Genomic DNA, 18893 nt, shown 5'->3' on the forward strand with positions numbered 1-18893 from the left:
AGGCGACACACGAATAGAGGGACGGATGAGCACCACCCACCAGAGTCCGGCCGCGGTCACGGTCGACGTCGACCGCAGCGACCCGGCGTACCGGTCCTGGCTGAAGGAGGCCGTGCGCAAGGTCCAGGCCGACGCCAACCGCTCCGCCGACACCCATCTGCTGCGCTTCCCCCTGCCCGAGAAGTGGGGCATCGACCTCTACCTCAAGGACGAGTCGACCCACCCCACCGGCAGCCTCAAGCACCGCCTCGCCCGCTCCCTCTTCCTCTACGGCCTCTGCAACGGCTGGATCCGCCCCGGCAAGCCCGTCATCGAGGCCTCCAGCGGCTCGACCGCCGTCTCCGAGGCGTACTTCGCGAAGCTCATCGGCGTCCCCTTCATCGCCGTCATGCCCCGCACGACCAGCCCCGAGAAGTGCAGGCTCATCGAGTTCCACGGCGGCCAGTGCCACTTCGTCGACGACTCGCGCACGATGTACGAGGAGGCCGCCGCCCTCGCCGAGCGCACCGGCGGCCACTACATGGACCAGTTCACCTACGCGGAGCGGGCCACCGACTGGCGCGGCAACAACAACATCGCCGAGTCGATGTACCAGCAGCTGCGCCTGGAGCGGTACCCGGAGCCCGCCTGGATCGTCGCCACCGCCGGCACCGGCGGCACCTCGGCCACCATCGCCCGCTACGTCCACTACATGCAGCACGACACCCGGATCTGTGTCGCCGACCCCGAGAACTCCTGCTTCTTCGACGGCTGGACGCACCAGGACCCGAACGCCACCGCCGACTGCGGCTCGCGCATCGAGGGCATCGGCCGCCCCCGCATGGAGCCCAGCTTCGTGCCCGGGGCCGTCGACCGCATGATGAAGGTCCCCGACGCGGCGAGCGTCGCCGCCGTCCGCGCCCTGGAGACCGCGATCGGCCGGAAGGCGGGCGGCTCCACCGGCACCGGCCTGTGGAGCGCCTTCAAGATCATCGCCGAGATGGTCGCGCACGACCGCACCGGAAGCGTCGTCACCCTCATCTGCGACCCGGGCGAGCGCTACCTCGACAAGTACTACTCCGACGACTGGCTCGCCGCCCAGGGCCTGGACATCGCCCCGTACTCCGCCGCTATCGAGCGGTTCCTGGCGACGGGGGCCTGGCCGGAGTGAGCCGCCGGTCCAGCCGGCGCGCCGCGTCCCGGAAGGACAGGCCCACGCCCGGCGCCGCGAGGCGCAGCGCGAGCCGGAACGGGGCCGCGCCGTCGGCGGCCATCGTCCACCGCAGACGGGTGCCCGTCCCGGTGGGGGAGAGGGCCCACTCCTCCGCCATGGCCGTCACGCCGGGGGCGTTCGTCGCGTCCACCCGGTAGGCGTAGCGGAGGTCGGGCTCGGAGGCCAGGATCGTCTCGTCGAAGGCGATCCCGCCGCGCAGCCGTATGGTCCGGCCCGCGCCGTCGCCGGTCGGGACGGCGGAGGTGACGGCCGTGAACCACGACGGCAGACTCCCCACCTCCACGGCCACCGACCGGTAGACGGTCGGCGGCGGCGCGGCGAGGGTCGCGGTGAAGACCAGGCGGACGGGCGCGGACGAGGTGAAGTCGAGCTCCACCGGGCGCAGTCGGCGTGCCATGGACCCTCCCGGGGTGGGGCGTGGGTGGATGCAGCACGATAGCTGACGCGCTGTCAGCGGCCCAGGGGTACGGCGCCCGGCCGCCCGAACGCCCTTGCGGTGGCGGCGCCCCGCGGTGCAGGGCCCCACCCCGCCGGTGCGGGCCGCGCCCGGCGGGGCGGTGCCCCCCGGTACCCGCCGTGTGGGCGATCGTCCCGCTGGGCGAGGGGGTCCCCCCTGCTCGAGCGAAGCCGAGAGCTTGGGGGAGGGTGGGCACACGGGACGGCGCCCTTCAGCGGCGCCCCCGCGTTCCGCGCCTGGACCCGCACCACTGGTGCGCCGTGCACGGGGTGCGGGTCCAGGCGCTTGAGCCTCTGGCGCCGGCAAGGGCGCCGTTCCGTTGTGCCCACCCGTTCCGCCCCTTGCGGAACGCCTGCCCACAACGAGGGGCGCGGGGTCACGCCCCCCGTAGCAGGCCGTCCACCGCTCGGCCGAACACGGCCCGCCCCGCCAGCCGCAGCACCGGATCGAAGACCCCCGGCACGCCCCGCACCGAAAGCTCCTCCGTCCACACCATCCGGCAGCCCCCGCCCGCCGCACCCGTCACCTCGATCAGCGCCCAGCCCCGCACCACCCGCCCGGACTTCTCCAGGCGGCAGGCGCCGGGGCGGCCGGCCGACGGGGGTTCCCAGCGGACGACCTCCATCGGGTCGTCGAAGGACAGCCGGCCGAGGCCCGTGCGGGCGACGAACCGCGTGCCCACCCCGTCCGGCCCCGGCGTCAGCACCCTCGTGCGGGTCAGCGGCACCTGGCGGCCGTGCGCCGGCCAGTCCGTCAGCCGCCGCCACACCTCCTCCGGCGCCGCCGGCACCGTCCGCTCGACCCGGAAGAGGCTCACTCCTGTTCCTCGCCCGGCACCACGAGACCCGGCACGTACTCCGTCACCTCGGCCCGCACCCCGGCGGGCAGACCGCTGTCCGTCACCCAGGTGTCGACCTCGTCGAGGGCGGCGAAGGAACTCAGGCCCACCGTCCCCCACTTGGTGTGGTCGGCGACCACCACGACCCGGCGCGCCGAGCGCATCAGGCACCGGTTGGTCTCGGCCTCCGCCAGGTTCGGCGTGGAGAGCCCGGCCTCCACCGAGACGCCGTGCACGCCGAGGAAGAGCAGGTCGAAGTGGAGCGAGCGGACCGCCCGGTCCGCCACCGGCCCCACCAGCGCGTCGGAGGGCGTGCGGACCCCGCCGGTCAGGACGACGGTCGCCGCGCCGCGCCGCGTCTCGCCCCCGCCGCCCGTCTGCTGGGCCTCGTGGAACACGTCGGCGACCCGCACCGAGTTGGTGACCACCGTCAGGTCCGGCACGTCGAGCAGGTGCCGGGCCAGCGCGTAGGTCGTCGTCCCGCCGGACAGGGCGATCGCCGTACCGGGCGAGACCAGGGCCGCCGCCGTGCGGGCGATCTCGTCCTTGGCGCTCGGTTCGAGGACCGACTTGGCCTCGAAGCCCGGCTCGTGGGTGCTCGCCTCGACCACCGGAACGGCCCCGCCGTGCACCTTCGCGACCATGCCCTGCCGGGCCAGCGCGTCCAGGTCGCGGCGGATCGTCATGTCCGAGACGTTCAGACGGCGGGTCAGTTCGTTGACCCGCACGCCGCCACGCCGCCGTACCTCGTCGAGGATCAGGGCACGCCGCTGCTCCGCGAGGAGGTTCTGGTTGTCAGTCACCGCCGGGGCCGGTCCTTCCGCAGGAGACAAGGGGATGAGTGTCGGATTCGGTGAGGGACCGTGCGCGGTCGCACGGCCTTCCGCGATCCTGTTGCAGACGTCGCATCTTCCCACTCTGAGAGGAAGCCCCCTCAGTGTCCCCTGCCACACCCGCTCCGGAGAGCGGGGGCGCGGCGCTCGAACTCCTCGTCCACGGAGTCGGCGGAGCCACCCCCGAATCGATGCTCGACGACCCCAGGACCGTACGGGTCACCGGCGACCGGACCGCCGCCATGTACCGGCGCGGCGAGGACCTCGACGCCGAGGAACACCCCGAGCGGTACGCGGCGCGTCCCGTCCCGGAGGCGTACTGCTGGTCCAATCTGACCTCCGGCGACGGCGCCCGTGCCCTGTGGCTGCTGCTCCTGCCCTTCATGGTGGCCAATCTGGCGCACTGGATGCGGCCGCCCGCCGAGGGCAGGCCGGCGCTCGTGCGGCTCTACGGGGTCCTCGTCCGCCTCGTCGCCCTCACCCTCACCGTCCTGCTCACGGCCGCCGCCTGCGAGGTGGCGCTCGACCTGACGGCCTGGCAGTGCGCGGCCACCACCGCCTGCGCCGACGCGTACTCCTGGCTCGGTTTCCTCTCCGCCGGGCGCGGCGGCTGGTGGTCCCTGCCGGGCCGCCGCCTCGCCCTCGCCGCGCTCGTGCCGACCGCGCTCGTCGGCCTGCTCTGGTACCTCTCCAACCGGACCTGGAGCGCGTACGAGGCGCAGCGCCCGCCCGCCGGGTACGACGTCCCCGTCGCGGAGCCCGGGGCCGACACGGAGGCGGCGGACGCCGCCGAGCCCGTCGGCCCCGTCGAGCTCCGTCCCGCGCTCGGCCGCCCCGGCTTCTGGTACGGCCGCCGGCTCGTCGCCCGCCTCCGGGCCGCCCACACCGCCGCCGGGTTCCTCACCGTCGCCGCCGCCCTCGTCACGGCCACCGTCCGCCACGACGCCGGTTCGCCCGGCCCGCGCACGGTCCTCGGCTGGGTCCTCCGGGCGGCCGTCGCCGTCCTCGCGGTCGTCGCGGTCTGGGTCGTCTGCCGGCGCGGCCGCAGCGAGAGCCGGCTCGACCTGCGCGTCGAGCGGGCCCTCGTCTCCTGGCTCCCCGCCGCCTCCCTCGTCGTCCTCGCGCTCACGGCCCTGCACGCCGGCTGGTCCCGTCCCGGCTGGGTCTCCTCCGGCACCCTCCCCGGCGACGCCGTCTTCGGCGCCCTCACCCTCGTCCAGGGCGGTCTCGTCGTCGCCCTCGGCGTCGTCGCCCTGCTCCTCCAGCGGCCCCGCCGGGATCCCCGTACCGCGCTGCGCGGGCTCGGCGGCCCGGCGGTCGCCATGCTGGCCTGCGCGCTCGCCGGGGTCATGTCCGGGGGAGTGGCGCAGCGGGTCGCCGACTGGCTCGACGGCCCGGCCACCCCCGGCATGGGCGACCACGGCGGCCCCAGGATCGGCCCGCCGGTCCTCCTCAGCTGGCAGGCCTCGGTGATCCCCGTCCTGCTCCTGCTGCTTCTCGCGCCCGCCGCCCTCCTCGCCGTACGGACCGTCCTCGACGCCCGGCGCCTGCGCTCCGCCGTCGAGGCCGACTACGGCGCCGCGGGCGAACGCGACCCGGTGCGTACGGGACAGATCGCGACAGGCCGGGCCCGCGCCTCGCTCACCGACTCCGCGCCCGTCCTCGTCGGCGTGGTCTCCGGCGCGACCCTGCTCCTCGGGGCCGCCTCCGTCGTCGGCGCCTGGGCCAGCGGCAACGTGCCGGGCCGGGCCTTCGACGGGGCGCATCCCGCGATCGCCTCCCTCGCCTCCGTCACCCAGGCCCTCGGCTCCTGGATGATCGGCTTCGGCTTCCTGCTCTTCGTCACCTGGGGCCGCCGCGCCTACAAGGACGCCTCGGCCCGCCGCACCATCGGCATCCTCTGGGACGTCGGCACCTTCTGGCCCCGCGCCGCCCACCCCTTCGCCCCGCCCTGCTACGCCGAGCGGGCGGTCCCCGACCTCACCTGGCGGATGAGCTCCTGGACCCGGAGCACCGGCGGCCGGCTCGTCATCTCCGGGCACTCCCAGGGCAGCGTCCTCGCCGCGGCCGCCGTCTGGCAGCTGCAGCCCGCCACCCGGAGCCGGGTCGCCCTGCTCACCTACGGCTCGCCGCTGGAGCGGCTCTACGGCCGCTGGTTCCCCGCCTACTTCGGCCCCGAGGCGCTGCGCGCCCTGAACCGCACGGTGCACTGCTGGAGCAATCTGTACCGCGCCACCGACCCCATCGGCGGCCCCGTCAGGGTCCCCGCCGAGGACGGCCGTCCGGCCGTGGACGGAGCGGTGCTGCTCGACCCCGTCGCGTACGGCCGCACCCGTCGGCATCCGCTGCCCGAACCGATCCTCGGCCACTCCGACTACCAGGCCGACCCGGCGTTCGCCCGGTGCCGTTCCGGACTCCTCGACCGGCTCCCGCCGGCCTTTCCCTACCAGCGGTCCAACTCGCCGTTGGATCAGGGGATCTCGGGGATGTCCTCCGGGTAGAGCAGGGTCAGGTCGTCCGTGCTCGCCTCGGCGAGCGCGGCGACCCGGCCCGCGTGCCGCTCCACCATCGACTCGAAGGTCCCCCGCGCCGTGCGGCCGTTGCCGAACGCCGGGCCCTTGGGGAGCTTCTCGAAGTACGCGAGCAGCGCCTCGTCCGTGCCCGGCGCCAGCCGGTACTCGTGCTCGTCCGCCTGCTGGCCGACGATCCTCAGCAGCTCCTCCGGCGTGTAGTCGCCGAAGGTGATGGTCCGGGAGAAACGGGAGGCCACACCCGGGTTGACGGTGAGGAAGCGCTCCATCTCCGCCGTGTACCCGGCGACGATGACCACCACGGCGTCCCGGTGGTCCTCCATCAGCTTCACCAGCGTGTCGATCGCCTCGCGGCCGAAGTCCCGCCCCGAGTCCTCCGGCGACAGCGCGTACGCCTCGTCGACGAAGAGCACGCCGCCGCGCGCCCGGTCGAAGGCCTCCTGCGTGCGGATCGCCGTCGAGCCGATGTGCTCGCCGACCAGGTCCACCCGGGAGACCTCCACCAGGTGGCCGCGCTCCAGGACCCCGAGGGAGGCGAGGATCTCGCCGTACAGCCGGGCCACCGTCGTCTTGCCCGTGCCCGGGTTGCCGGTGAAGACCAGGTGGCGGCGGACCGAGGCCGCCTTGAGCCCCGCCTCCTGGCGCCTGCGCCCCACCTCGATCATGTTGGTGAGGGTCCGCACCTCCAGCTTGACGCTCTCCAGACCGACCAGGGCGTCCAGTTCGCCGAGCACGTCCTGCGAGGAACGGGTCTCCGGGGCGGGCTCCGGCGCGGCCGGCACGACCACCGGGGTGCGCGGCGGGGGCACCGTGCCGAGCAGCCCCGCCGACTGCGTGGCCGTCAGGACCGTGCCGCCGTCGGGCACGGAGGAGCGGACCGCGCTCTCGTCGCTGGTGCAGTCCTCCGCGCTCGCGCCCTCCTCGGGGAACTCGTAACCGCCGCGCGCGCAGCGCTCCGTGCGGCACTTGCGCAGGACCGTCCGGCAGCCGTCCGTGACGTGGAAGCCGTATCCGTCGCTGCCCGTCACCCGGCAGCCGTGGAAGGAGCCGCGGCCCTCCGCCGACACGTAGAAACCGGCCTCGGCGGGGGAGGTGACCACACACCGGTCGATCGTGGGGTCGGCGCCCTTGGTGACGATGACCCCGGTCTGCACGGAGTCGATCGTGCAGCCGCCGAGGGTGCCGCCGCTGCCGTGGTCGCGGAACCAGGCGCCCGTGGACGCCTCCCGGATCCGGCAGTCGTCGAGCTGGGCCGTGGCGCCGTCGCTCACCGAGACCGCCGTGTTCCGCACCTGCGTCAGATCGCTGTCGACGACGTCCACGCGGGAGCCCCGGTCGAGGACGAACAGCGCGTCCGGCACGTCGTGCACCCGGCAGGCGTCGAGGACGGCGGTCGCCCCGTCGCTGACCCACACCGCCGGGTAGTCGCCGGTGCTGTCGTGGATCTCGCACTGGTTGGCGTCCACCCGCGTCCCCGGGTCCCACACCGAAAGGCCGTTGCGCCCGAAACGGCGGACGGTCGACCGGGTCAGCGTCAGGACCGATCGCGAGCGGAGGTCGACCGCGTTCTCCGGCACATCGTGGATGTCGCAGTCCGAGAGCGTGAGCACGGCGTCCGTGTCCAGCGTGATGCCGTCCGCCGAGGTGCGGTGCACCGAGGAGTCGGTGAGGTGGGCGGTGGCGCGGGCGGCGATCTGCAGACCGGCGCCCTTGATCTCGTACACCTCGCAGCCGACGCCCTCCAGGCCGCTGCCCTCGCCGGTCACGGCGATCCCCGCGCCGGAGGCGTGGTGCACCCGGCAGCGTTCCAGACGGGGATGCGCCCCGCCGCGCACCGAGACGCCCGCCTGCCCGGCGGAGACGATCTCGCACTCCTCGAACACCCCGCCCGCGCCGTCGAGCACGGCGATGCCGACCCCGGCCGGATTGTCGACCGTGCAGCGGCGGACCGTCGGCCGGGCGGCGCCCCGCACCTCGATTCCGGCGGCCGAGCGGGTCATGATCCGCAGGTCGAGCAGCTCGGGCGTGCCGTCCTCGACGAGCAGGGCGGGCGCGGCCACGTCCTGCCCCTCGATGTGCAGGTCCTGCACGGTGACGGAGGCCCGCAGGGTCAGCGGCACCCCGTCCGGGGGCGCGATCCGCACCGAGCCGACCCCGCCCTCGGGGCCGCGCAGGGTGACGGCCCGCCGGACCACGAGGTTCTCCCGGTAGGTGCCGGGCGCGACGGTGAGGACGTCCCCGTCGCCCGCGGCCTCCAGCGCGGCGGCGAGGGAGGGGTACTCACCCGTGCGGCGCCGCCACCGCGATGTGCCGGTGTGCGTCACCTGGACCGTGCCCTGTGCCATGGGTGTGTCCTGCCCCCGCCTCATGCCTCGCCGCTGATCCGATGCCCCACCGTAGCGCGCGCGGCGCCGCCGGGTTGACGGGTCGCCGACCCGCGTGCGCACGGGAGGCCGACCGTCGCCGGGCACGCGTCACCGCCGGTCCGGGCCGGTCCGGAGCGGTCGGGCTCGGTCGCGGAGCGGTCGAACTCGAACGCGGCGCCGTGGGACGGCCGTGGTCGGCCGGAGCGACGGGCCCGGCCGGGGCGGACGGCCCCGGACCGGCGGGCGGTCGCCCGCCGGCGTCAGCTCCCGGTGCCCGTACGGCCCCAGTCGGGGCCCGCCGCCTCCCACGCGCGGTCGAGGCGCGCGTACCGCCGCAGCACCAGTCTGCGGACGGCGAGACGGCGGACGAGCTCCACCAGCGAACCGCCGAGCAGAGCGGCCGTCAGACCGGCGACGGCCGCGTGCGCGCGCGCCGTCCCCATCTGCATCGGCGGCGCCGCCGGGCGCCCGTCCCGGTCCGTCCAGAGCCGGAAGGCGGCGCCGGGCGCGGAGTGCTGCCGGGCCGTCGCCACCGTCCCGGTGCGGACCGAGCCGTCCGGCGCGGTCCAGCGGGCCACCACCGCGCGCCGCAGCCGCTCCTCCCCGGTGGCCTCGACGGATCCGGGGCCGCTCGCGGGGCCGCGGGCGAGCCGCACCACCCTGGCCGTCGTCGGCAGCCGCTGTGCCTGCTGCGCACGGGCCGCGCGCGACAGCGAGCCGTACGCGGAGGTGCCGGCCGCCCAGCCGGTCAGCGGCACGACGGTACAGAGCAGCACGATCGCCACGAGGGCGATCCACGCCTCGACGAGATCAGTGGTCCGGCGCAGGGGATTGTGCCGCCAGCGCCAGAGTCCGGTGGCTGCACGCACGTCTGGACCCCCTGGTTGTACACCGCCTCGTGGTTCACCCTTCCTCCAACGAGTGTGCCCCCGGGGAGGGTTCCCCGCCTGCCGGACCGGTGGACCGGGACGCGCGGCCCCGGGACCTCAGTCCAGGATCTTCACGGGGTCGCCGACCCGGACGGTGCCGGTGTGCTCGGGGACGAGGTTCTGGCCGAAGATGACCCGGCCGTCGCTCGTGCGGTGCCGGGCGAGGGTCCGCAGCGGCTCCTTGCCCCGCTCGGCCGTGAACTGGTCCGTCGTGGTGACGACGCAGCGCCCGCAGGGCCTGGCGACCCGGAAGGTGACCTCTCCGACGGCGAGCCGCTTCCAGCCGTCCTCAGCCCAGGGGGCGGTGCCCTCGATCACCAGGTTCGGCCGGAACCGGTTCATCGGCAGGGGGCCCTCGTCGGCGTGGTCGCCCTGGGCTATCAGGGAGTTGAGGGCGTCGAGAGAGGCGGTGGTGGCGACGAGCAGCGGATAGCCGTCCGCGAAGCTCACGGTCTCGCCGGGCAGGGCGTAGTCCGGGTCGACCGGACGCCGGTGCTCGGGCGCGTCCATGTGCACGAGCCGTACGTCGCTCTCCAGGTACTCCGAGAGCCAGGCGGCCGCGGCGGGGTCGGCCGGGACCGCCTCCACGAACTTGTCGAAGATCTCCATCGTGACGGTGGCCGTGGCCGGCGGGGGCTGGGGCACCTCGACCGTCAGCGTGGGCCGGCCGGGAGCGGACAGGGAGACCCCGCCGCCCGGCAGCGGCTCCGCCGTGGCCAACGCCATCCGGGGGTGACGGCGTTGGGTCACGACCTTGTTCGCGGCGTCGACGACGGCCCAGCGGCGGTCCCGGGCCAGCCCCCAGGGCTGTACCTCGGCCTCCGTGCGGGGCAGCGCGCGCATGGCTTTGACCGGGTGGATGTGGACGGAGCGGAGCACAGGAGTCGGCATGCCCCCATCCTGCCAGCCGCCCCGGCCTCCACGTCGGGCGTTGTGCGGGGTCTGTCAGTAACCCCCGCCCTGGTAGGGGCGGTTGTACGGGTCGTCGTACGGCGCGGGGGTCGGGACCGGCGCGGGCCGGGGGGCCGCCGGACGCATCGCCTCGTACCCGGCGGCGGCCGGGCGGGGCTGCTGCGGGTACTGGCCGCCCGGGTAGCCGCGCGGAGCCGCCGCCTGCTGCGGGATGTACGGGGCCGGGGCGTGCTGCAGCGGGACGGGGGCCATCTGCGGTGAGGGCTGCGGGTAGCCGTAACCGCCGCCGTAGGCCGGGGCGGGCTGCGGGCCCGGCGCCGCCGGGAGGGCGGGCAGCGCCGAGGGGAGCGCCGGCAGATGGGAACCGCTTCCGGGGAAGCTGCTGCCGGTGTCGTAGGCGGCGGGCACTCGGATCGGGGCGATCTGAGGCGTGCCCCGCTCCGCGACCAGGGAGTCGTAGATCGGGGTGTCCGGGAAGGACGGCGCGGTGTGGTAACCGCCTCCATAGGTGGAGCGGGGGGAGGTCATGGCACATAAGTTAAGCCCACGATGTGCTGGTTGGGGAGCCTGATTAGAGGGTTGTTTGACGGGCTTCGGGAAGAGATGGATCCCCAATCCGAGCGAACGTGACAAAAACGGGCGGCGCGCCGGGCCAAGATCGTGTAAACGCCGAGTTCGGAGGGGGTTACCGGTGGGTCGGAGCGTTCCGCGCCCGGCCCGCGCCCCCGACATGAAGAGCGCATAAAGAAAAGGCGCCGGGAAGGCGTGGGGGAAGTGATCATGGGCATGATTAAGCGTCAATCCCGCGCCGTCGAGCGTGGTGTGTACACGCCGAATTGATGGCGCTACTCCCCGTGTCGGAAAAGCCATTTCCGTGAAGACGCCACGGAACTCGGGGCGTTCACCGATCCGGTGCCGCCTCCGGGCGCGTGTACGTCCGGCCCTTCCACGTCGCGCCCCGGCCCCGGTGGTGCCGCACCGCCGAGTCCACCGTCATCAGGAGGTACAGGAACGCGGTGAACGGCAGCAGCGGAGCGAGCCACAGCGGCTGGCGGTAGTAACGGAGCATCGGCACGTACGTCCCCGCCATCACCGCCCACGCGCCGCCACCGGCCCACGCCGCCACCGCGTCCCCGCTCCGGACGCCGGCCACCAGGGCCGCAGGCGGCACCAGATAGACGAGCACGAGGCCCGCGACCGTCCCCACGAGCAGCAGCGGGTTGTGCCGCAGCTGCGCGTACGCGCTCCGCGCGACCATCCGCCACAGCTCGCCGAGCCCCGGATACGGGCGGACGCTGTCGACCCGCTCCGCCAGCCCCAGCCAGATCCGCCCCCCGGCCCGCCGCACCGCCCGCGCCAGCGACACGTCGTCGATCACCGCCTGCCGGATCGCCGCCGGCACGTCCGCCGCCACCGCCGTCTCCGTCCGCAGCAGCACGCAGCCGCCCGCGGCGGCCGTCGCCAGGGGCCGCGCCCGGTTGATCCAGCGGAAGGGATACAACTGGGCGAAGAAGTAGACGAACGCCGGGACGACCAGGCGCTCCCACACGCTCGCCACCCGCAGCCGGGCCATCTGCGACACCAGGTCCAGGTCGTCGCCCACGGCCGCCGCCACCAGCCGCCGCAGACTGTCCGGCTCGTGCGCGATGTCCGCGTCCGTCAGCAGCAGGAACTCCGGCCCGCGCGCGCGTGCCAGCGCCATCCCGTGCCGCAGCGCCCACAGCTTCCCCGTCCAGCCCGGCTCCGGCTCTCCCGGCGACACGACGGTCAGCGGCAGCCCGCCGTCCCGGCCGGCCAGCTCGACGGCGAGCTTCCCCGTCCCGTCCGTGCTCCCGTCGTCGACGAGGAAGACCTCCGCCTCCCCCGGATAGTCCTGCGCGAGGAGGGACGGCAGGCTCGTCGGCAGCACCTCCGCCTCGTCCCGCGCCGGCACCACGACGGCCACCCTCGGCCACCGCTCCGGAGGCGGTCGTCGCCCCCGTGGCAGCCGCTGATCGGTGCGCCAGAAGAAGCCCTGACCCAGGAGCAGCCACAACCAGACGGCCAGGGAGGCGATCGAGAACCAGGCAAGGGTGCTCATTCGTGGCAGTCTGCCCCAGATCGCGGGGGGTGAACGGCTCATCGGCTAGGGTGACCGGGTGAAGATCGCGCTCATGGACTCCGGAATCGGCCTCCTCCCGGCGGCGGCCGCGGTACGCCGGCTCCGGCCGGACGCGGACATCCTCCTCTCCAACGACCCCGACGGCATGCCGTGGGGCCCCCGCACCCCCGAGGACCTGACGGGGCGCGCCCTCGACGTCGCCCTCGCCGCCGCCGAGCACCGTCCGCAGGCGCTCATCGTGGCCTGCAACACCGCCACCGTGCACGCCCTGCCCGCCCTGCGCGCCGCCCTCGAACCGGGCATCCCCGTCATCGGCACCGTCCCCGCGATCAAGCCCGCCGCCGCGGACGGCGGCAAGGTCGCCATCTGGGCCACCCCCGCCACGACCGGCAGCGCCTACCAGCGCGGACTCATCCGCGACTTCGCGGACGGCGCCGAGGTCACCGAGGTGCCCTGCCCGGGGCTCGCCGACGCCGTCGAGCACGCCGACCGGGACGCGGTGGACGCCGCCGTCGCCGCGGCGGCCGAGCTCACCCCGACCGACGTCCGCGCCGTCGTCCTCGGCTGCACCCACTACGAACTGGTCGAGGAGCGGATCCTCGCCGCGCTGGAGGCCCGCCGCCGGGCCGGGCTGCCGCCGATCGTCTTCCACGGCTCGGCCGACGCCGTCGCCGCACAGGCCCTGCGCCGGATCGGCGTCGAGCCCGCGCCCGACGCGGACCCCACCGGCACCCTCTCCGTCCTGCTCAGCGGGCGCCCCGGCCGGCTCCCCGCCCCGGCCCTCGACTACGCGGAGGGCCGCACCCTGGCGGCCACGGCCGCCGCCCACTGACCACCGGGTCGTGCCGCGGGTGCGCCCCGCGCGCCGAGCGCCTCGGGCCGAGCCTCCGCCGAGCCGCCCCTCCACCGGGGCGTTCCGCGGACCGCCACCCTCCTCTCTCACCGAGCGTCACGGCGTGACCGCGCTCCGGCGTGCTGTCCACAGGGAACCTGGGTACTCTCCCCTTATGAGGGAGCACTCCCGGGACCGGAGCCCGCACGCCGACGAGCTGATGCCCGTCCTCTGGACCGGTCGCGCCACCAACCGTTTCCAGTGGGTCGCCGCCGTCGCCGGCGCCGCCTGCATGGCCCTGGGCATCACCATCGCCGTCGAGTCCGCGTGGACCTCCGGCATCGCCGCCCTCCTCATGGCCGTGATCGGCTGCGTCGCGGCCGGACTGCTCGTCCTCTTCGGCACCCTCGCCTTCGTCCACGTCGCCGTGAAGGTCGACGACCGCGCCATGGAGGTCCGCTGCGGCCACATCGGCGTCCCGCGCCGCCGCATCCCGCTCGCCCACGTCGTCGGCGCCGACTTCGCGCCCAGCGTCACCCCGCGCCAGTGGGGCGGCTGGGGCTACCGCTGGCGGCCCGAGATGGGCACGGCCGTGATCGTCCGGCGGGGCGAGGGCCTGGTCCTGCGCCTCGGCGACGGTCTGAGCTTCACGGTGACCGTCGACGACGCGGAGTCCGCGGTCCGCGTCATCCGCGCCCGCCTCGGCCGCCCCGCCCCGCCGACCCCGCCCGCCGCGACCGGTGTGTGAGCCCGCCCGTGTCCCCGGAGGGGCGGGTCCGCGCCGGTCGCACGGGCTCCGGGACGAGCCGTACCGCCCTCCTGAGGGACAGGAAAGCCCCGTAGACTCCGCTGGGTGAGCGCCACCATCACCCCCGTCGACGCGCCCGGACCCGACACCGCCCCCACGCCGGCCGCCCGGCTGCGGCGGTTCGCACGGCCCGGGGCGGCTCTGCTGTCCGGGTTCCTGCTCTACCTGAGCTTCCCCCCGCGCCCCCTGTGGTGGCTCGCGCTGCCCGCCTTCGCGCTGCTCGGCTGGACCCTGCGGGGCCGCCGGCTCCGCGCCGGTTTCGGCCTCGGCCATCTCGTGGGGCTCGGCTTCCTGCTGCCGCTCCTCGTGTGGACCGGCGAGGAGGTCGGCGCCGGTCCCTGGCTGGCCCTCGCCGCCGTCGAGGCGCTCTTCGTCGCCGCCGCCGGCCTCGGCATCGCGGCCGTCTCCCGGCTCCCCTGGTGGCCCTTCTTCGCGGCCGGGGTGTGGATCCTCGCCGAGGGGGCACGCGCGCGCGTGCCCTTCGGCGGCTTCCCCTGGGGCAAGGTGGCCTTCGGACAGGCGGACGGCCTCTTCCTGCCGCTCGCCGCCGTCGGCGGCACCCCGGTGCTCGGCTTCGCGGTCGCCCTGTGCGGCTTCGGCCTGTACGAGGCGTGCCGGCGGTTCCTCGCGTACCGGGCCACCGGCACCCTCCCGCGCGGCCCGCTCGCCGCCGCGGCGCTCGCGCTCCTCGTCCCGGTCACCGGCGCCCTCGCCGCGCTGCCCCTCGTCGACGACTCCGCCGAGGACGGCACCGCCACCGTCGCGGCCGTCCAGGGCAACGTGCCCCGCCTCGGCCTCGACTTCAACGCCCAGCGCCGGGCCGTCCTCGACAACCACGTCGCCCGCACCCGCGAGCTCGCCCGGGCCGTCGAGGAGGGCCGCGAGCCGCAGCCCGACTTCGTGCTGTGGCCGGAGAACTCCTCCGACATCGACCCGTACGCGAACGCCGACGCGGCCGACGTCATCGACGGCGCCGTCAAGGCGATCGGCGTGCCCACCGTGATCGGCGCCGTCGTCACCCCCGAGACCGGCAAGCTCCGCAACACGCTCATCCAGTGGGACCCCGAGCGCGGCCCCGTCGCCACGTACGACAAGCGGCACGTCCAGCCCTTCGGCGAGTACATCCCGATGCGCTCCTTCGTAAGGATCTTCAACAGCAACGTCGACCGGGTGAGCCGGGACTTCGGCGCCGGCACCGAGGTCGGCGTCTTCGACCTCGCCGGTACGAAGGTGGGCCTGGCGACCTGCTACGAGGCGGCCTTCGACTGGGCCGTCCGCGACACCGTCACCCACGGCGCCCAGCTGATCTCCGTCCCCAGCAACAACGCCACCTTCGGCCGCAGCGAGATGACCTACCAGCAGCTCGCGATGAGCCGGGTGCGCGCGGTCGAGCACAGCCGGTCGGTCGTCGTGCCCGTGACCAGCGGCGTCAGCGCGATCATCCGCCCCGACGGCGAGATCGTCTCCCGGACGAAGATGTTCACCCCGGACGTCCTCGTCGAGAAGGTGCCGCTGCGCTCCTCGCAGACCCCCGCGACCCGGCTGGGCACCCTGCCCGAGGCCCTGCTCGCGGTGCTCGCGGTGGTCGGACTCGGCTGGGCGGGCGCCCGCGCGGTGCGCGCCCGCCGGACCCCGGCGGCCTGAACGCGGCCCCGGCCCCGGTCCGTAGATGATCTAGGGTCGGGGCATGGGCACTCCTGACTTCATCCGCGAACTGCGCGAGACGGCCGGCCACCAGCTGCTCTTCCTGCCGGGTGTCAGCGCCGTCGTCCTCGACGACCGGGGCCGCGTCCTGCTCGGCAAGCGGGCCGACAACGGCCTGTGGGCGGTCATCGGCGGCATCGTCGACCCGGGGGAGCAGCCCGCCGACTGCGCCGTGCGCGAGGTGTTCGAGGAGACCGCGGTGCGCTGCGTGCCCGAGCGGATCGTGCTCGTGGAGACCCTGCGCAAGCCCGTCGTCTACCCGAACGGCGACATCTGCCAGTACATGGACGTCTCGTTCCGCTGCCGGGCGATCGGAGGCGAGGCGCGGGTCAACGACGAGGAGTCCACCGAGGTCGGCTGGTTCGGGGTGGACGAGCTTCCGGAGATGAAGCGTTTCTCGTACCTCCGGATCGAGAAGGCGCTCGCCGATGAACCCACATGGTTCCGCACCACAGCAACCAGCTGAACTATGGGCCCGGCACACATCGGTGGGGGAGGGGCCCGTTCATAGGGTGCGGAGCATGAGCGCCCCCATCACCGTCTCCGGCACCGAGCCCGGTGCCGACGTCGCCTCGCCCCTGCCCCGCGCCGCGGGGCTCGCCCTCGACCTCACCGGCCGCACCGCGCTCGTCACCGGCGCGGCCGGCGGCATCGGGCGCGCCTGCGCGCTGCGGCTCGCCGCCGCCGGGGCCCGGGTCAGAGCCGTCGACCGGGCCGCCGAGGGCCTGGAGAGCCTGGCCGAGGAGGCCGGCACGCTCCCCGGCGACCTCGAACCGCGGCTCCTCGACCTGACCGACCTGGACGCCGCGGAGGCGGTGGCCGCCGGCACCGACATCCTCGTCAACAACGCCGGGATCCAGCTGGTCCGCCCCATCGAGGAGTTCCCGCCGGACGTCTTCCACACCGTGCTCACCGTGATGCTGGAGGCGCCCTTCCGGCTCATCCGGGGCGCCCTGCCCCACATGTACGAGCAGGGATGGGGGCGGATCGTGAACCTCTCCTCCGTCCATGGACTGCGCGCGTCCGCCTTCAAGTCCGCCTACGTGGCCGCCAAACACGGTCTGGAGGGCCTCTCCAAGACCGCCGCCCTCGAAGGCGCCCCGCACGGGGTCACCTCCAACTGCGTCAACCCCGGCTACGTCCGCACCCCGCTGGTCGAACGGCAGATCGCCGACCAGGCCGCCGCCCACGGCATCCCGCCGGAGCGCGTCGTCGCCGAGGTCCTCCTCAAGGACTCGGCCCTCAAGCGGCTCATCGAGCCGCAGGAGGTCGCCGAGGCCGTCCTCTACCTCTGCACCCCGCAGGCCTCCTTCATCACCGGCACCTCCCTCACTCTCGACGGCGGTTGGACCGCCCACTGAGGCGGTCCGCCGGGAAGCCCGTCCACAGGGGTGGTGCGACCACACGTACGGCAGGTATCCCTGTGTCCATGCCCCACGAACACGTCTCCTACCTGGAACTCCTCGCCCGGGGAGCAGGGACGGAGGCCTACGACCGGCCCGTGCTGCTCGCCCGTGCGAGCGGCGCGGGTCCCGAAGCGCTGGCCGAGCTCGAAGAGGCCAAGCAGCTCGCGCTGCGGGTCCGGGCCGAGCTGGAGGGGCGGCGGCGGCGCGAGGCGGAGCTCTCCGCCCTCTTCGCCACCGCCCACGACCTCGCGGGACTCCGCGACCTCGACGCGGTGCTGCGCGCCATCGTGCAGCGCGCCCGCTCGCTCCTCGGCACCGAGGTCGCGTACCTCAGCCTCAACGACCCGGCCGCCGGCGACACGTACATGCGGGTCACCGAGGGCTCGGTCTCCGCCCGGTTCCAGCAGGTGCGCCTCGGCATGGGCGAGGGGCTCGGCGGCCTCGTCGCCCAGACCGCCCGCCCGTACGTCACCGAGGACTACTTCGAGGATCCGCGCTTCCAGCACACGCGCACCATCGACGCGGCGGTACGGGACGAGGGCCTCGTCGCCATCCTCGGCGTGCCGCTCAGCCTCGGCAGCCAGGTCATCGGCGTGCTGTTCGCCGCCGACCGCAGGGCCAGGGTCTTCGAGCGCGAACAGGTCGCGCTGCTCGGCTCCTTCGCCGCGCACGCCGCCGTCGCCATCGACACGGCCAACCTGCTCGCCGAGACCCGCTCGGCCCTCGCCGAGCTGGAGCGGGCCAACGACATCATCCGCGAGCACAGCGGTGTCATCGAGCGGGCCTCCGAGGTCCACGACCGGCTCTCCGAACTGGTCCTGCGGGGCGGCGGCGTCCACGACGTCGCCGACGCCGTCTCCGAGGTCCTCGGCGGCACCGTCGAGTTCACCGAGGCGGGCGCCGGCTCCGCCCGCCGCACCGGGGGCCACGCGGTCCGCGAGGGCGACGACTGGGTGGCCGCCGTGTCGGCCGGCGGCGAGACCCTGGGCGCCCTCGTGCTCCACGGCCAGCCCGACCTCGACCCCGTCGACCAGCGCACCCTGGAGCGCGCCGCCCTCGTCACCTCCCTGCTGCTGCTCGCCCGCCGCTCGGCGGGCGAGGCCGAGCAGCGGGTGCGGGGCGAGCTCCTCGACGACCTCCTCGACGCCCCCGACCGGGACCGCCGGCTGCTCCGCGAGCGCGCCGCCCGGCTCCGCACGGACAGCGAGGCACCGCACGTCGTGCTCGCCGCCCGCATCGACCGGGCCGCCGGCGACGCCTCCGAGGGCGACGCCGGAGGCCGCGAGAGCGCCGACCGCCAGCGCCTGTGGTCGGCCGCCTCGCACCTGGCCGCCACCCGGCACGGCCTCGCCTCGGCCCGCGACGGCGGGACGGTCCTGCTGCTGCCGCTCGGCCCGGGGGAGAGCGCCGCCGACCTCGCCCGCCAGACCGCCCGGAGCCTCGGCGGCACCCTGCGCGAGCCGGTCACCGTCGGCGCCTCCGCGCCCGTACGGACGCCCCTCGACCGACCGGACCAGGTCGCCGTCGCCTACCAGGAGGCCCGCCGCTGTCTGGACGCGCTCGTCCTGCTGCACCGCTCGGGGCAGGGCGCGGCCGCCGAGGACCTCGGCTTCCTCGGCCTGCTCCTCGCCGACGGCCGGGACGTCGACGGCTTCGTGGGCCGGACGATCGGTCAGGTCGTCGCGTACGACCGGCGGCGCGGCACCGAACTGGTCCGCACCCTGGACGCCTACTTCGCCAGCGGCATGAGCCCGGCCCGCACCAAGGACGAACTCCACGTCCACGTCAACACGGTGGCCCAGCGCCTGGAGCGCGTCGGCCGGCTGCTCGGCCCCGACTGGCAGTCCCCCGCCCGCGCCCTGGAGATCCAGCTCGCCCTGCGCCTGCACGCCCTGTCGGACGCCGTCACGGGCGGGTGACGCACGGAGAAGGCCCCGTGTCCCGCTCGGGTCGAGCGGGACAC

Annotated in this window: 16 protein-coding genes; 8 read left to right on the plus strand and 8 right to left on the minus strand. The window is 74.9% G+C overall.

Translation table 11 applies throughout. The features are described 5' to 3' along the window. Positions 1–25 precede the first annotated feature (25 nt). On the plus strand, positions 26–1150 hold the full coding sequence (locus tag ACFYUZ_RS22505; RefSeq protein ID WP_389311891.1) for a PLP-dependent cysteine synthase family protein: 1125 nt from the start codon (positions 26–28) through the stop codon (positions 1148–1150). Here the strand turns inward: ACFYUZ_RS22505 and ACFYUZ_RS22510 are convergent. The 3 genes from ACFYUZ_RS22510 to ACFYUZ_RS22520 form a co-directional block, all read right to left on the minus strand. Next, the gene (locus ACFYUZ_RS22510; protein WP_389311893.1) at positions 1110–1610 is read right to left on the minus strand and encodes an SRPBCC family protein; all 501 of its coding nucleotides are present in this window, start codon (positions 1608–1610) and stop codon (positions 1110–1112) included. The two genes, ACFYUZ_RS22505 and ACFYUZ_RS22510, sit on opposite strands and share 41 nt — an antisense overlap. 436 nt (positions 1611–2046) lie before the next feature. Continuing rightward, complete coding sequence (locus ACFYUZ_RS22515; RefSeq protein WP_389311895.1) at positions 2047–2487, minus strand: SRPBCC family protein; 441 nt, start codon at positions 2485–2487, stop codon at positions 2047–2049. Next, positions 2484–3311 (minus strand): DeoR/GlpR family DNA-binding transcription regulator, encoded by an 828-nt coding sequence (locus ACFYUZ_RS22520; protein WP_389311897.1) that lies wholly within the window; start codon positions 3309–3311, stop codon positions 2484–2486. Before ACFYUZ_RS22520 ends, ACFYUZ_RS22515 begins: the two co-directional genes overlap by 4 nt. Before the next feature lie 134 nt (positions 3312–3445). Here ACFYUZ_RS22520 and ACFYUZ_RS22525 point away from each other — a divergent pair, with 134 nt between their 5' ends. Further along, the gene (locus tag ACFYUZ_RS22525; RefSeq protein WP_389311899.1) at positions 3446–5842 is read left to right on the plus strand and encodes a hypothetical protein; all 2397 of its coding nucleotides are present in this window, start codon (positions 3446–3448) and stop codon (positions 5840–5842) included. On the opposite strand, the gene ACFYUZ_RS22530 is transcribed toward ACFYUZ_RS22525, so the two are convergent. From ACFYUZ_RS22530 to ACFYUZ_RS22550, 5 genes are all read right to left on the minus strand, one after another. Further along, positions 5812–8217: a right-handed parallel beta-helix repeat-containing protein gene (locus ACFYUZ_RS22530; protein ID WP_389311901.1), complete on the minus strand. Its 2406-nt coding sequence runs from the start codon at positions 8215–8217 to the stop codon at positions 5812–5814. The genes ACFYUZ_RS22525 and ACFYUZ_RS22530 overlap by 31 nt on opposite strands. Positions 8218–8498: 281 nt before the next feature. Continuing rightward, positions 8499–9107, minus strand: coding sequence for a hypothetical protein (locus ACFYUZ_RS22535; protein WP_389311903.1), 609 nt, complete (start codon positions 9105–9107; stop codon positions 8499–8501). Between the two features lie 117 nt (positions 9108–9224). Continuing rightward, positions 9225–10058: an MOSC domain-containing protein gene (locus ACFYUZ_RS22540; protein WP_389311905.1), complete on the minus strand. Its 834-nt coding sequence runs from the start codon at positions 10056–10058 to the stop codon at positions 9225–9227. A 54-nt stretch (positions 10059–10112) separates the two neighbouring features. Next, the gene (locus tag ACFYUZ_RS22545) at positions 10113–10607 is read right to left on the minus strand and encodes a DUF6643 family protein (protein ID WP_389311907.1); all 495 of its coding nucleotides are present in this window, start codon (positions 10605–10607) and stop codon (positions 10113–10115) included. Positions 10608–10980: 373 nt separating this feature from the next. Next, the gene (locus tag ACFYUZ_RS22550) at positions 10981–12159 is read right to left on the minus strand and encodes a glycosyltransferase (RefSeq protein ID WP_389311909.1); all 1179 of its coding nucleotides are present in this window, start codon (positions 12157–12159) and stop codon (positions 10981–10983) included. Between the two features lie 58 nt (positions 12160–12217). Here ACFYUZ_RS22550 and ACFYUZ_RS22555 point away from each other — a divergent pair, with 58 nt between their 5' ends. The 6 genes from ACFYUZ_RS22555 (at position 12218) to ACFYUZ_RS22580 (ending at position 18849) form a co-directional block, all read left to right on the plus strand. Next, positions 12218–13012 carry a glutamate racemase gene (locus tag ACFYUZ_RS22555; RefSeq protein WP_389311911.1) on the plus strand — a complete coding sequence of 265 codons (795 nt, stop codon included), beginning with the start codon at positions 12218–12220 and terminating at the stop codon, positions 13010–13012. Between the two features lie 175 nt (positions 13013–13187). Beyond that, positions 13188–13760, plus strand: a complete 573-nt coding sequence (locus ACFYUZ_RS22560; protein WP_389311912.1) for a hypothetical protein — start codon at positions 13188–13190, stop codon at positions 13758–13760. Positions 13761–13865: 105 nt separating this feature from the next. After that, complete coding sequence (lnt, locus tag ACFYUZ_RS22565) at positions 13866–15464, plus strand: apolipoprotein N-acyltransferase (protein WP_389311914.1); 1599 nt, start codon at positions 13866–13868, stop codon at positions 15462–15464. 43 nt (positions 15465–15507) lie between these two features. Further along, positions 15508–15990, plus strand: coding sequence for an NUDIX domain-containing protein (locus ACFYUZ_RS22570; RefSeq protein WP_389311916.1), 483 nt, complete (start codon positions 15508–15510; stop codon positions 15988–15990). 55 nt (positions 15991–16045) lie between these two features. Next, a complete protein-coding gene (locus tag ACFYUZ_RS22575; protein ID WP_389311918.1) occupies positions 16046–16885 on the plus strand; it encodes a 3-hydroxybutyrate dehydrogenase in 840 nt (279 codons plus the stop codon). A 68-nt stretch (positions 16886–16953) separates the two neighbouring features. Beyond that, positions 16954–18849, plus strand: a complete 1896-nt coding sequence (locus ACFYUZ_RS22580; protein WP_389311919.1) for a helix-turn-helix domain-containing protein — start codon at positions 16954–16956, stop codon at positions 18847–18849. The last annotated feature ends 44 nt before the right edge of the window (positions 18850–18893 follow it).

The organism is Streptomyces sp. NPDC004266, from assembly GCF_042874095.1.
Lineage (GTDB): Bacteria > Actinomycetota > Actinomycetes > Streptomycetales > Streptomycetaceae > Streptomyces.

What these genes read in the sequence shown, in the direction of transcription:
- ACFYUZ_RS22560 (WP_389311912.1), top strand. Translation starts at nt 13,188, where the DNA reads ATGAGGGAGCACTCCCGGGACCGGAGCCCGCACGCCGACGAGCTGATG.
- ACFYUZ_RS22540 (WP_389311905.1), bottom strand. Translation starts at nt 10,058, where the DNA reads ATGCCGACTCCTGTGCTCCGCTCCGTCCACATCCACCCGGTCAAAGCC.
- ACFYUZ_RS22550 (WP_389311909.1), bottom strand. Translation starts at nt 12,159, where the DNA reads ATGAGCACCCTTGCCTGGTTCTCGATCGCCTCCCTGGCCGTCTGGTTG.
- ACFYUZ_RS22530 (WP_389311901.1), bottom strand. Translation starts at nt 8,217, where the DNA reads ATGGCACAGGGCACGGTCCAGGTGACGCACACCGGCACATCGCGGTGG.
- ACFYUZ_RS22570 (WP_389311916.1), top strand. Translation starts at nt 15,508, where the DNA reads ATGGGCACTCCTGACTTCATCCGCGAACTGCGCGAGACGGCCGGCCAC.
- ACFYUZ_RS22545 (WP_389311907.1), bottom strand. Translation starts at nt 10,607, where the DNA reads ATGACCTCCCCCCGCTCCACCTATGGAGGCGGTTACCACACCGCGCCG.
- ACFYUZ_RS22510 (WP_389311893.1), bottom strand. Translation starts at nt 1,610, where the DNA reads ATGGCACGCCGACTGCGCCCGGTGGAGCTCGACTTCACCTCGTCCGCG.
- ACFYUZ_RS22505 (WP_389311891.1), top strand. Translation starts at nt 26, where the DNA reads ATGAGCACCACCCACCAGAGTCCGGCCGCGGTCACGGTCGACGTCGAC.
- ACFYUZ_RS22575 (WP_389311918.1), top strand. Translation starts at nt 16,046, where the DNA reads ATGAGCGCCCCCATCACCGTCTCCGGCACCGAGCCCGGTGCCGACGTC.
- ACFYUZ_RS22580 (WP_389311919.1), top strand. Translation starts at nt 16,954, where the DNA reads ATGCCCCACGAACACGTCTCCTACCTGGAACTCCTCGCCCGGGGAGCA.